Here is a 12,234-nt window from a genome sequence, read left to right as displayed (position 1 = left end):
CTAACGTAAAAAATCAAATCCTACAGCTCGGCCAACGGCAGAGCTTCCAAACCGGTTCTTGATATTATCCATCGCTTGGTAGAGACTGATAAGCTCTGCATTATCTTCAAACAAATTCATTTGATAACTGCCATGAACGAGATCGGTAAAACGCAATCCTACCAGACGAAGACGCATACGTCTTGTGTAGATTTTATCGAAAAGTTCCAGTGCAACCCTTGCTAGCGTATGATCAGAAGATGTATATGAAACCCTACATTGTTTTGTTTCTGTATCGAAGTTTGAGTAGCGGATCTTTATGACAACTGTGGAGGTTAGCCATTTTTCCTGTCTGAGCTGATGGGCCAATTGTTCCGCCATACCTGCAATGAGACCTTTCACTTCCTTTACATCCATCGTATCACTGCTAAAGGTGCGTTCTTTAGATATTGATTTCCTTTCCGAATACGGAACAACTGGCGCTTCATCAATACCATTAGCTTTCTTCCATAAATCAGCACCATTTTTACCGATCATCTGCTGCAAGACCTCCACCGGCATTTCCGAAAGAGTACCTATGGTTCTAATACCTACTCTTGAAAACAATTGAAAAGTCGCATTCCCAACCATCGGCATTTTTTTGATTGATAGTGGATTTAGGAAAGACTGAACACCTAAAAATGGTATTTCCCGGTGTCCGTGAGGTTTTGATTCGCCAGTCCCGATCTTGCTCACGGTTTTGTTGGTCGATAGTGCATAACTGATAGGTAAACCTGTTTCCTTTTCGATCTTTGTCCCAAGTTCATTTGTCCACTTGTAAGCCCCGAAAAATTTGTCCATACCCGTCAAATCAAGATAAAATTCATCTATTGATGCTTTCTCCATCAACGGTGCGCTTTCCTCGATCACCTCGGTAACTGTGTGGGACATTTTACTATATAATTCCATATCACCCTTGACAACCTTAGCCTGCGGACAGAGACGAAGCGCCATTTTCATAGGCATTGCCGACCTTACACCAAATTTCCTTGCTTCATAGGAACAGGACGAAACGACCCCTCTATCTCCACCTCCAATAATGAGAGGAACACCGTTCAACTCTGAGTTGACCAGTCTCTCACAGGATACAAAAAATGTATCCAAATCCATATGTACGATAGCACGCTCCATAACAATTAAAATTCTTTTACAAAATTGCTATGATTTTTAGCAAAATACACTAAATTTGTTGCTATAAATTATAGCAATGTTATTACTCGCTGAAAATCTGCGCTTTCTGAGGAACGAACTCAATGCTTCCCAACAATCTGTTGCGGACGCGCTCCTTATTACCAGGGGGAGGTATAGCAAATATGAAGATGGCGCCAGTGATCCCCCGATAGACATTCTGCTTAAAATATCTCGTTATTATAAGGTAAGTGTGGATTTGTTGATTTCAATAGATCTACGGAAATATAAATTGGAAGAGCTTTTAAAACTATCTGATAATAGGATTTTATTACCGATCAAAACGGATAGCAAAGGCGAAAATAAAATTGAAGTCGTTCCTTTCAAAGCTTCAATGGGTTATTTAGTAGGATATTCCGATCCGGACTATATTGAGAACCTGCAGACGATATCCCTTCCATTTCTCAATCATGGAAAATATAGAGCATTTCCGGTAGAAGGCGATTCTATGCCACCGTACAAAGATGGAAATTTTATTATTGGCCAATATATTGAATCTCTTAGTGATCTTAAAGTAGGGAAAACCTATATTTTTATAACGCGTGAAGGAATCACCTACAAAAGACTTGAAGATCAGTCATCATCCAAAATACAAGTTTCAGCAGATAATAAATTCTATCAATCATATGAAATCGCGAAAGAGAATCTGCTAGAAATATGGGAATTCAGATGCAGTATAGCAACTGATGAATTTGATAGGAACAGTAGTGAGCTGGATAATGAAACTATTATCAGGATGTTCAATGAAATCAAATCAGATCTTTCCAAGCTAACATCATAATTCATTTTACCGAACTACATCTATCAAGTCTAAAATGATCTTGACAGAGTACAGAAAAGAAATATTAAATTGCAGTGTTTTAATTATAGAATTGCCAGAAATGATTAATATGGAAAGTTTTGAAATTGACCAACCTGAATTTCTATTGTGTGAGAAGCCTTTAAAGGATTATGATAGCACTGGAAGTTTCCTGACGGAAGATGAACGTTCGTTTGCTTTAACTGTACCGGATGAACGTACATGGGTTTATCATTTATTAAGTGAATCATTAATCGAATTTGTTTTAATGAACAACCGTGAACCCTATAATTTTATAAATAAGCACAAAGATTTCATGTATAATGAGTTTCGATATACGGGTGTTTTCGTAAAAAATAATTGCGAAAGACTTGAATTTGATGAAAATTCTGTGCTTGATAAAGCTTGGGAATACTTGAAAAGTATTTTGAAATGGGAGGATGAGTATTACAATGGAAATGAAAACTAAAATTTAGAAATATTAAAACTCATTTTTTTAATAATACGACCTTCTTTTGCTTCTTTTCTTTGGTCGTCTATCCAAAAAGAAAAGAAGTCATGTTACATACTGCCCAGCAAGGTACATATGTGGTGGGCATTCAGAAGCGGACATCTCGCTTTACGCAAAAAGACGTTTCCAGCTATGGAAATGTCTTTTTGCCCGATTGGATCAATCGATCAATATCGGGCTTGTTCTGAAATCTTCAAGATTGTGGAAACATCCTCTGTATTTGGTCATTCCGTAACGGAACATGCTCCACAATAATTTACATCCCATTTGCGCCAGTGAAGCATTGATAAATAAATCCTGCTGTTCCAATGCTTCCGCAAGTGAACAACTTGGCGTATTATCGTCCTTTTCAGACTGTAAAAGAAGGTCACCATATTCTTCGGTAACAAACGGCATATTGGCTACAGGATTGTATTTTTCGGATTCCGGCTGAGTGATATTGCCCACAGTGGAAAGAATTACCTGTCCAGTCTGTTTACTATTTCCATAGTCCATCCAATATTTCGGAGAATCCCGAACACGGTTTCGCTGTCCATTAATTTCTGTAAGTATATCGGCAACTCCAAATCTCGCCTGTACTGTATCAACACAGGTAATCGTAATTGTTGCGACTGACTGTTTTGGGATATTTCCAAACTTGTCCTTTTCAAATTTAAGGTTTTCCGCTTTCCAATTCGCACCTGTACAGCGGTTGATACGGTTAATTAGCGCAACGGACTTTGGCAATCCGACTTCACATTCAAAAAAACGCTGTCTGCCCAAATTTGCGGAGGTAACAATATCGTCATCCCATAACCTGACCTGCAGTCCTGTATGTCCGAGTGCCAATAAACTTTCATTTATTTCCATCAGTCCAGTAAGCACTTTTGAACCTGTCCCCCCTGCTCCTATGAGGTTCACGCTGATCGGATTAGTTGGGGCTAACAAGTAATTGTCTGTATAATGTACATTTGTTTTTTGGGCATTCATAACAATATATTTTTGAGGGTTAATTTATGGGGTAGTAGTACCTCCGTAGGAAAAACAGTTTCCTGTTCTATCAATCTTTTCCAGAGTGTCACGAGATTTTCCTCGCTCTGTCCACCTGTAACAAGCGCATGGCTAAAATAACTGTGGAAAAAATAGTGTTCCCATGCTTTTATAAATTCCTCTACCGAAGTAGAATTTTTAATATCGATTTTTATTGTCCCTAAGCAAACTTTCCCATCTGCGTAGATATTGAAATAAGGACAATGGAAAAGCTGTGTTTTTAGTGTTGGCCTTCTGTTGCTTTTAAGTGCAAATACCGTAAGACTGGATTTACTAGCCTTCCACAGCATAGGTGGCACATGTGCTTTACCGTTTGGAATGCCCAGACTTTCGACAAAAAACAGTTCTTTTTGCGTAGCTTTTGTGTGCCATATTACTGTTCCTTTTTCCGTATTCGGATCAAGACTTAAAACATTGCCTGGCAGGACAGTTTTTGGTTTTAAAAATGCACTTTCTTTTTCATGTTCAACCATTAGGGCTTTAGCCAAATGATCGGCTTCCATCACAGTTAGCGGATGGGCGTTTATTGGGTTCCCGTCAACGTCCATATCAAAATGTTCAACATAAACGTCAGGGTCAAGCCCCTGTGACTGGTAAAGCACCAATGCACATTTCGGATAATAGAGTTTATCAAAATCGGGTGTAATATCTATGTTATTGTTGTTCATTGCTCAATTGTTTATAGTCATAAATTAAATCAGTAATGTCATGCAATAGGTCAAAAAGCCTTTTCTCAAATGAAAGGTCTTTGCTTTCAATTTCCTGTCCGTCAAAACATTTGATTAGGGCAGGTTCCTGCGTTTCGCTATACTCCTGAAACTGGTTATTGACGGATTCAAATATGGTTCCTGCGAGCCAACCTTTATTGTCCGCGTAAAATGAAATATATTTTTCCATCGGAATGATCTGATCTTCCAAATATTCTTCATCCTCATCGAACATACTACTGGCGTTGCGAAAAATACTGGCATCGGGATATTCCCGATAAATTGCCAGTGTTTTGCGGGCCAACATCAAACAGCCCGTATCAAAATCATCTTTTGGTTTAAACCGAACAATTCGCTGATCGAAAAAAACGAGGTTTTCACGGTTGTAAATTTTCTGTTCAATTTTATCCCCGACCCATTCCGCATAATCGATTTCACTTAATCGGTGGTCTTCATCCTCTTCATCTTCTTCGTAGGGATCATCCAGTATCCAGTCTTTCAGCATCTCGTACTCATAATATAAATAGCTACCTTCCTGTCTGTAATAAGGTATATCAGCAATGTGGTAGAGATAGGAAAACACAGATAACAAAAGGTGGGCTGCCTTTTTTCTCTTTTTGTCACCGAGCATTCTGAAAAGTGGAATAACAGGAATATAAAAGAGCGTAGCACCTGTATCATAGCGTTCTTCGGAAACCAGATAAAACTTGTCATTTTCTTTTTTGAATCTAACACTATCCCAGTTCAGCACATTCTTTTTTAATTTCCCCTTTATGTCAGAAAGGGCAAGATTGATATTGTAGGGAAATCTGAATTGTTCGGACTGTACAAATGGTTCAATTTTGTAGTGTTCTGCCAGTCTTGAAAGTGACTGAAAAAAGTCACTTTCAAGTTTAACAGATGTTTCATTTACCTGATTCATTTCTGTCTGCCTGAATTTTGGCAGAAATGTGCAGTTTAGTAAACCATTGGCAACATGGCTATTGGAACGCATTTCCTTTTGTCTCTGAAAATTTCCTGCGCATCCTTCGGTTTTTGCATCCAACTGGCGAACTCCGCAAGCCTGCGGTGCATTTTGGTTTCTCTTTCTTTTTCGGGTATTTGTATTGTTCCCGATATGATCTGTTTTCGCATTGTTCATTGTTTTAAAATTTTCGGTTTTATCCTTTCGTACCCATAACACTTTCAAAAGTATATACCACAGAATCATCCTTAATTACGGGTGCAGAAACTTTTGAAGTTGTCAAACTGGGATAGGTATTTGCATAAAAATTCATCACTGCATCCACGCTCCAACGTGGTTCGGGGTCGTCAAGAATTATTTTCAATCCTTTGTCCATGAGTACAAATACTCTCGCTAGTTCAAGTGCTAATAACATGATCTTTCAATTTTATTGTTAAACATTCATTTGGTCTATAGGCTCATCAGTTTCGCTCTGCGGTCTTGCAAAAAGGTCAGGTGCAAAATGGGATTGATATAAATCCTGTTTCTGACCGATTGTTTCAGCATGTTCGGGATATTCGGAAGCTTTAGGCAGTGCTGTCCATGCTTCCTTAAATTTTCCTTCATTTTCCAGTGCTTCGGCTTTTGCCATAGCATCGATGTACTTCTTGTTCTTGGCTTCCTTCTCTTTTTTCGTTTTATCAGCTTTTTCCTTTTCCATTGCAGACTGTTTTTTGGCTTCCTCCATCTGCTTCATAAAAGTTTCCATATTGGACATAAGCCCCGAAGCGGATTCGACTGGTTTTTTGATATGTGAGAAAAATTCAGCATCCAGTTCTTCTGCCGTTCCTTTCAGGTTAAGGGGTGGGATAATGTTTTTTGCTTTATCTCCACAGCCGTCATTCTGTACCAAAATAGACACAACTATTTTATCTTCTGTAGCTTTGGCAACCGTTAGCGTTAATTTGCTTTGCAAGTCCATTTTTGCTATCTGTTTAAAAAAATTCGCTTCCATAATATTGTAGTTTAAGATTATTGATTTATTTATAATTGATCGTATGGTGAGATAATTTCGGAAGGGTTATTCAGTCTATATTTTTCAATGAGAAGATTCGCAATTTCATCCTCTGAATATTTCAGGTATCTTAGTCTTTTTATATACTTTTTCACATTTTTTTTTGCATCCCGCCCGTGTTCTTCTTTGAGATCAAGTAAATGTGTTTTCCAATTATATACTGCATACAGAATACTTGAATAGTTTCTGCGTGCATATTGCTGTGCTTTTTCGGGATCATCATACTTGAACCCCCACTGGATATAGTTAGAAATAATGGACAAAAACCGATGTGACTGACTTTTTCCGATGCGCCGTTCTATTTCCAGAAACTCATTGAAGAGATAGTCCATAAACCTATTATCTTTTTCCATGATGTAAAAAATTAGCGTGTATAATTATGTTTTGCCTTTGGGATGCTGTCATCTTTGAGAAGCGGTCTATTGCCTTTACCTTCACGGTCATAATTTATCTTGTAGCCGTTGCTCTGTATGATACCTTCCAAAAGATTCCTTGCTCCTGTGGCATCCCAATCGTCCGATGCCGTCATATTCAGATAGTGCAAACGTTCAAAATCCTTAACCATTCGGGCGATGATGGATAATGCCCGATATTCTGTTTTATCTGCTAGGTTGCTCATGATCCAATTTTGATTTTAGTTCCAAAAGTTTTTTATAGATGTCATTCCAGTATACCTGTCTCACCTTATCGTAAGGGACAGGCGGAACATGATGCATATCTTTAAAGAGTTCCGCCTGCTCAATAGCTTTATCAAGGTCAGTTACTGTTATTTCCTGACCATTTAAATCGATGATTTTCATTTCAAAAAAATTTTAGGTTTACTAATACAGGTTTATGTTCTCCAAAAAAAAGATGAATGGCCTGCCTTAATTCATCGTCACAACGTGCTTGTGTTGTGTATTTCAAAAGGGCGTCAATTGTAAATAAGGCATCCAGACCATCGAATAATTGATCTCGAAATACCCGACAATTTTTGTATAATCTTGTACCGTTGGCAGTATATCTGTATCTAAAATTAGCAACAAGGCCATACCACGTATCAATATCTACGGGATCGCCTGTCCATACTGACCTGACGAAATCTTCATTCTTTGTATATTCATCAGTCACGGTTTTTATGAACTCCGTTATATCCTGCAGTTGGTCAGGAAACAGTTTTGCAAATAAATATGCCCTGTCAATATTGTCCATTTCTGTTAATGCTTTCATTTCATTAAATTTTGGTGTTAAAGAAATTTTTTAAGGCTTTCGGCTTCCTCCCAGTTTTCTTTTGCGAGCGGAAACCATTGTGCCGCCATCGTACAAAGAATGGCATGATAAATAATCTTCGCAGTCCTATAACTGTCCTGCTGTTCGTCTTCAAAATCCAGTGCGCCACTGTTCACAGCCTTATAGAAAAGTTCTTCGATTTCCTTTAAAGGCGGGTTGATGGCTAATAATGCCCTGAAATTATCTTTTAATTCTGCCTGTGTCATTTTGCTAGTATTTACAGGCGACTTTTCACAGTCACCTGTGGTTAAACTTTAATCTTCCGTTTGTTCCGTAAATTCAATGGAGACTACTTCTTTCTCTCCGAACAGCAGTTCTATTGCCAGTTTCAGACTATGGTGGGGATTTTCGCACTCGACAAAGCGCACAAGGCAGTGTGTCATAAAAATGGAATTGTGCCCCCAAAAAAGATGTTCAGAAAATATTCTCGGGTTTCTGTGAAGCTGAACATTGAACCGTTCCAATACCTTTTCAATTTCTGAGATCAGGCTGTACCAATAATTCGCTGTAATTATGGAATAGGGTGGCCAAGCCTGTCTAATATCCTCCTGTTTTTCCCGAAAATGGGTTATCTCCTTTTGAACAAAGCTGATAAGGTCTTTTAAATCTTTAGGAAATAATCGGGCTAGTACATACGCCCTTTCTATATTGTTCATTTCGTCCAGTGGTTTCATTTTGATAAATTTTGATGTGTAAAATTCAGTTCTGCGACCTGCGGTAAGTGCTTCGGTCAATGAAAGGTTCAATTCTGTATGCAACCCTTTTATTGACAAGATTTGCGTATTCAGTGGCTTTTTTCCTTGTTCCGAAAACCGCACCGTCTACTTTCCAAGTCACTTTATAATGCCTGATTGTGGAAGGCGACCTAAATGCGTAATAATCTATCCATTTAAGTTCCTCTTCCCTGAACACCTTGACCGGATGGATATACAGCCCTTTTCCGTCAACATTCGGGTAATAGGTAGAAGCCAGTAATTTCTTCTCCCTGTCGAAGATTTCAAAGCGTACAAAATCTTTGTCGTGCAAGATGATCCTGAATAATTCATCTACATTGAAATGTGCATTCATTAGCACATTTTCGTCGTACTTTTTATAGGTTATTACGCCAATATTCATTGTGGTAAATTTTAAATGGTTGATTTCTGACCGATTTTTTTAATCCTGACTATTGCCCCTATCGGACAGTGTTGCCACGCCATTACCTGCTCAATTGCGCCTTGCTCTCCGCTAAGTGAGGTCAGTTTGACCTTGAAAAAACCTGTATCATGTTTCAATGTTAATTTGAATGTTTCCAGTACCATTTTTTTAGATTTAAAGGCGACTGCTTTCACAGTCGCCTGTGGTTAATGTTTAGTTATAGAATACGTGTCCGTCCTCGCTCCAATAGCTTCCGCAGAAAAGATCGTTTGCGTAGGATGCATAGTCAAAATATTGCTTTGCAAAATCGCTGAGGTCTTCGCGCTGGTCAATCAATTCCCTCGCAAAATCCTCGTCACTGTCGTATTGCCCAACATAGTCGTTCTCAAAATCTTCCAATAGTTCGGAAGCATCACTACGTGACAAATCCTTATGATCGTTGTCACACCATATTAAAAAGGCTTCCAAGGTGTTTTCGTCCAGATTGTTTAAGGCTTCCAATACTTCAAAAATATTTTCGCTGATCCACGATTCACCGATCAAACCTTTAGGGATGTTCTCATAATCCTGAAACATATATTCGGGGTCTTCCTCGTCACTGTGCAACTCGGCACAGGCTTCGTAAAACTCGCCCCGATCGGCATAATCGGACAGTTTTAGCCATTTTCCGAAAATTGAACCGTTATTATATTTGGCATAGGTTCCCACGTAAACGTTAGCTTCTGTTATATCTATATTTGTTGCCATGATGTTAAATTTTTGAAGGTTTAAAGATTAGTTTGCACTTGCGACAAGCTGTTTTAATTTGGCTTTTACCGCCCTTGCAACCTCTCCACGCCATGTTGTCGCATTGGACAGAAAATAGTTGATTATTGAGCTTGCCGAATCTTCATAATAGTTGTCGTTTACGCTATTTAGTGAGCGCATGGCATCCAAATAAGGCACTGCCCCGAAATAGACGTTTTTCCAGTCTTTTCTGACCATTAGGGCAATCTGTGCTATATTATCGGGTATCTGTACCCCTGTGCTTTGGGCTGAATTTTTCATAATGAATTTTAGATTTGTGTTGATTTAAAATGGTAGATCATCGTCATTGTCTCCCGCAAATACGGGTGTAGAGTTTCCAGTTTTTACGGTTTCTTTTTTTACAGATTCTCCGCCCTGTTTTGTGTCCCCACCGTGAAAAACTATTTCTGATACCTGAAAATTCAGTCCTGCCTTTAGGTTGCCTTCTTTGTCTACCCACGCTCTAGGGCTGACCCTTCCCGAAAGTTCTACAATAGTGCCTTTTGTGAGGTATGGGGCAATGTTTGGGGTTCTCCAATATGCGCAGTCAAAAAATGTCGGCTGACTGATTTTTTCGCCTTCTTTGTTTCGGAAGGTGTGCCTGATCGCTACGCCAAAATTTACTACCTCTTTGCCGTTTGAAGTTGTTCTAACTTCTGCTGTTCTTGTGATTTTTGCTGTGATGTTCATAACGTTTTGTTTTATTGTTTTACATTGCTTGTTATGTTCTTCCAGTCCTTCCGAGGCTCGGCCCCGATATTATTTTCAAAAGAAAAAAAGGAAAAAAAGAAAGCAGACAAACAGATCATACAACTGCGTAGACCAAGAGAAAAAATGATTTAATGGGGGGTCCCTTGGGGGGGGGACCGTTCATTCACTTTTTTCTATTGGTGGGATGTGGGTCGGATGGATGAACTAACTTGGCTGCCTTTTTATCCTTTTCTTTGAAAATGATTTTCATTGAATTTCTATGCATATAAAATCCGGATACTTAGTTGTCCGGACATTAGAGATTTGGAAGGCAGATGTTGAGAACTGTTGTGGGATCTGACTTACAATTTTCTGATCATGGGGAGCCAAAAGCTCTTTTATGGGACGGAAAGAAGCCAGGAGATAAATGTGCTTTGGCGTGCGCAATGGAAAACATACAATAATGCGTGAGCGATTGAAGTGGATAGCCCACAGCTCAGCGAGGACTTGTAACGAAAAGCGCGGTCCATCATAAGACACGCCCCAGTTAAAAAGAAGCTATAGCATAATTTCAGCATGCACCTCGGAAAAATTATAGAAATTGGATCATGCCTCATTTATTGAGGAACCTGAAATTTTTATGAAATTGTTGAACTTCTTTATGTTCTATACCCTAAAACCAATTCATTAAAAAAATTACGAAATCGTAGTTGATTTATTGTTTTTATTAACTTATATAGGTTAAAAAAAAGTTATCTATTTCGTTAATTAAAGTTTATGGTTATATTTATTGTATATATATATAATACTAACCATAAAAACTAGATTATGAGAAAATTCTATTTGTATTTAGCTATTCTTATCTTCTTTTCGTGTAACAGGGAAGATATTAATACGGACAACTCAAATGATGAGAATTATGTTACCTTAAAAGAGAGCAAATCAATCGCTGACTCTTTACAGCAGTTCATATTACATAGGAAAGCAAAAGCCAGCCGGGGAGTAAATAAAAGCCGTAATACAGTTCTAGAGAAAGAAATAGTAGGCAGTGATGGAACGGTTGTCATGCGTATATTTAACTATACCGATGGCGGCTTTATTATTTTAGCAGCTGACCGAAGAGCAAACCCGGTACTCGCATATTCAGACGAAACTTCCTTTTCTTCAGATACTGTGCCACTTGCCACAGATGCATGGCTTAACGATACGAAGCTTGAAATTGATGCTATCAAAGCAAGAGGAACTCAGGGAACAAATGTTGCGGATATTCTATTGAAGAAAGCCAAATATACACAGCTATTATCCGGTAACATGGTCTCTACTATAAAAACAAAGGCAGTTGGAGGAAATGTCGCAAAACCGCCACCCCCAAAATGTGAGGATAGTGATTTTGTAAAAGGTCCACTTCTTACCACAAGTTGGGACCAAATCGGTGGCTATAATAATTATATGCCGGCGAAAAGTTGTACTCCTTATTATTGCAATGGTAAAGCTTTCACTGGTTGTGTAGCGACTGCAATGGCACAGGTCATGAGATATCATCAGTATCCAACTACATTTAATTACAGCATTATGCCCAGTAGTGTTCCAAATTATACAGATGTTTCTGCTGGAGCAAATGAAATATCTAAACTCATGTGGCGGGCAGCAGATGCAGTTGGCTCAGATTATAAATGTGATGGAACCGGCGCGGCTGCAGATATAAGTGATATTTCCTCTACTTTTAAAAGTCTTGGGTATTCCACATCCGCAACTTCGGGTGATTTTAATTCTTCGACAGTTTTGAGTGAAATAACAAGTAACAGGCCCGCTATATTATCAGGTTACAGTACCAAGAGCGGATCACTTTTTCCTACATATAGCGGCGGACATGTATGGGTAGTGGACGGAGCACACCACTTCATAACATGTCCAGAAACTTTGCCCGATGGTTCAACAGTTGGCGGAGGGGGTTATCTGTGGTTCCACATGAATTGGGGATGGGGTGGTTCGCATAATGGCTGGTTCGGTTATGCCGATGCAAATTCAGGTAATGGAAATTACCAATATAAACGACAAATGGTTTATTCGATTCATAAATAA

At 38.7% G+C, this 12,234-nt stretch carries 20 protein-coding genes; 3 read left to right on the top strand and 17 right to left on the bottom strand.

Going from position 1 to position 12,234, the window contains the following annotated elements:
• Positions 1-1,149 carry a DNA polymerase IV gene (gene dinB, locus DRF60_RS06480; protein WP_116011285.1) on the bottom strand — a complete coding sequence of 383 codons (1,149 nt, stop codon included), beginning with the start codon at positions 1,147-1,149 and terminating at the stop codon, positions 1-3.
• A gap of 76 nt (positions 1,150-1,225) precedes the next feature.
• On the opposite strand from dinB, the gene DRF60_RS06475 reads away from it, so the two are divergent.
• Together DRF60_RS06475 and DRF60_RS06470 are read left to right on the top strand one after the other, a co-directional pair.
• On the top strand, positions 1,226-1,987 hold the full coding sequence (locus tag DRF60_RS06475; RefSeq protein WP_116011284.1) for an XRE family transcriptional regulator: 762 nt from the start codon (positions 1,226-1,228) through the stop codon (positions 1,985-1,987).
• Between the two features lie 40 nt (positions 1,988-2,027).
• The gene (locus tag DRF60_RS06470; protein ID WP_167443710.1) at positions 2,028-2,474 is read left to right on the top strand and encodes a hypothetical protein; all 447 of its coding nucleotides are present in this window, start codon (positions 2,028-2,030) and stop codon (positions 2,472-2,474) included.
• 201 nt (positions 2,475-2,675) lie between these two features.
• Here the strand turns inward: DRF60_RS06470 and DRF60_RS06465 are convergent, their stop codons facing one another.
• From DRF60_RS06465 to DRF60_RS06400, 16 genes are read right to left on the bottom strand one after another with little or no spacing between them, the layout of a single operon-like run.
• A complete protein-coding gene (locus DRF60_RS06465; protein WP_116011282.1) occupies positions 2,676-3,485 on the bottom strand; it encodes a PRTRC system ThiF family protein in 810 nt (269 codons plus the stop codon).
• Positions 3,482-4,213 carry a PRTRC system protein B gene (locus tag DRF60_RS06460; protein ID WP_116011281.1) on the bottom strand — a complete coding sequence of 244 codons (732 nt, stop codon included), beginning with the start codon at positions 4,211-4,213 and terminating at the stop codon, positions 3,482-3,484. Before DRF60_RS06460 ends, DRF60_RS06465 begins: the two co-directional genes overlap by 4 nt.
• Positions 4,200-5,393, bottom strand: a complete 1,194-nt coding sequence (locus DRF60_RS06455; protein WP_116011280.1) for a hypothetical protein — start codon at positions 5,391-5,393, stop codon at positions 4,200-4,202. The genes DRF60_RS06460 and DRF60_RS06455 overlap by 14 nt, the downstream gene beginning before the upstream one ends.
• Positions 5,394-5,412: 19 nt before the next feature.
• Positions 5,413-5,631, bottom strand: coding sequence for a PRTRC system protein C (locus tag DRF60_RS06450; RefSeq protein ID WP_111959544.1), 219 nt, complete (start codon positions 5,629-5,631; stop codon positions 5,413-5,415).
• 18 nt (positions 5,632-5,649) lie between these two features.
• Complete coding sequence (locus tag DRF60_RS06445) at positions 5,650-6,210, bottom strand: PRTRC system protein E (protein WP_111959546.1); 561 nt, start codon at positions 6,208-6,210, stop codon at positions 5,650-5,652.
• A gap of 29 nt (positions 6,211-6,239) precedes the next feature.
• Positions 6,240-6,623, bottom strand: a complete 384-nt coding sequence (locus DRF60_RS06440; protein ID WP_116011279.1) for a hypothetical protein — start codon at positions 6,621-6,623, stop codon at positions 6,240-6,242.
• Positions 6,624-6,634: 11 nt separating this feature from the next.
• Positions 6,635-6,889 (bottom strand): hypothetical protein, encoded by a 255-nt coding sequence (locus DRF60_RS20985; RefSeq protein ID WP_123902644.1) that lies wholly within the window; start codon positions 6,887-6,889, stop codon positions 6,635-6,637.
• Positions 6,870-7,070 (bottom strand): 3-isopropylmalate dehydratase, encoded by a 201-nt coding sequence (locus DRF60_RS06435; RefSeq protein ID WP_116011278.1) that lies wholly within the window; start codon positions 7,068-7,070, stop codon positions 6,870-6,872. Before DRF60_RS06435 ends, DRF60_RS20985 begins: the two co-directional genes overlap by 20 nt.
• A gap of 1 nt (position 7,071) precedes the next feature.
• Complete coding sequence (locus DRF60_RS06430; protein ID WP_116011277.1) at positions 7,072-7,479, bottom strand: hypothetical protein; 408 nt, start codon at positions 7,477-7,479, stop codon at positions 7,072-7,074.
• 17 nt (positions 7,480-7,496) lie between these two features.
• Positions 7,497-7,745 carry a hypothetical protein gene (locus DRF60_RS06425; RefSeq protein ID WP_116011276.1) on the bottom strand — a complete coding sequence of 83 codons (249 nt, stop codon included), beginning with the start codon at positions 7,743-7,745 and terminating at the stop codon, positions 7,497-7,499.
• A gap of 48 nt (positions 7,746-7,793) precedes the next feature.
• Positions 7,794-8,213, bottom strand: coding sequence for a hypothetical protein (locus tag DRF60_RS06420; protein ID WP_116011275.1), 420 nt, complete (start codon positions 8,211-8,213; stop codon positions 7,794-7,796).
• Positions 8,214-8,238: 25 nt separating this feature from the next.
• Positions 8,239-8,655, bottom strand: coding sequence for a hypothetical protein (locus tag DRF60_RS06415; protein WP_116011274.1), 417 nt, complete (start codon positions 8,653-8,655; stop codon positions 8,239-8,241).
• Between the two features lie 11 nt (positions 8,656-8,666).
• A complete protein-coding gene (locus DRF60_RS21095; protein ID WP_157967934.1) occupies positions 8,667-8,840 on the bottom strand; it encodes a hypothetical protein in 174 nt (57 codons plus the stop codon).
• Between the two features lie 49 nt (positions 8,841-8,889).
• The gene (locus DRF60_RS06410; protein ID WP_116011273.1) at positions 8,890-9,423 is read right to left on the bottom strand and encodes an antirestriction protein ArdA; all 534 of its coding nucleotides are present in this window, start codon (positions 9,421-9,423) and stop codon (positions 8,890-8,892) included.
• Positions 9,424-9,450: 27 nt separating this feature from the next.
• Positions 9,451-9,723, bottom strand: coding sequence for a hypothetical protein (locus DRF60_RS06405; RefSeq protein WP_116011272.1), 273 nt, complete (start codon positions 9,721-9,723; stop codon positions 9,451-9,453).
• A 24-nt stretch (positions 9,724-9,747) separates the two neighbouring features.
• A complete protein-coding gene (locus DRF60_RS06400) occupies positions 9,748-10,152 on the bottom strand; it encodes a single-stranded DNA-binding protein (protein ID WP_116011271.1) in 405 nt (134 codons plus the stop codon).
• A gap of 828 nt (positions 10,153-10,980) precedes the next feature.
• Here DRF60_RS06400 and DRF60_RS06395 point away from each other — a divergent pair.
• On the top strand, positions 10,981-12,234 hold the full coding sequence (locus DRF60_RS06395) for a C10 family peptidase (RefSeq protein ID WP_116011270.1): 1,254 nt from the start codon (positions 10,981-10,983) through the stop codon (positions 12,232-12,234).

The sequence above is a fragment of the Chryseobacterium elymi genome, assembly GCF_003385495.1.
GTDB classification, from domain to species: Bacteria; Bacteroidota; Bacteroidia; order Flavobacteriales; family Weeksellaceae; genus Chryseobacterium; species Chryseobacterium elymi.
The sequence above is the reverse complement of the archived record's forward strand: the minus strand, read 5'-3'. Positions and strand labels throughout refer to the sequence as shown.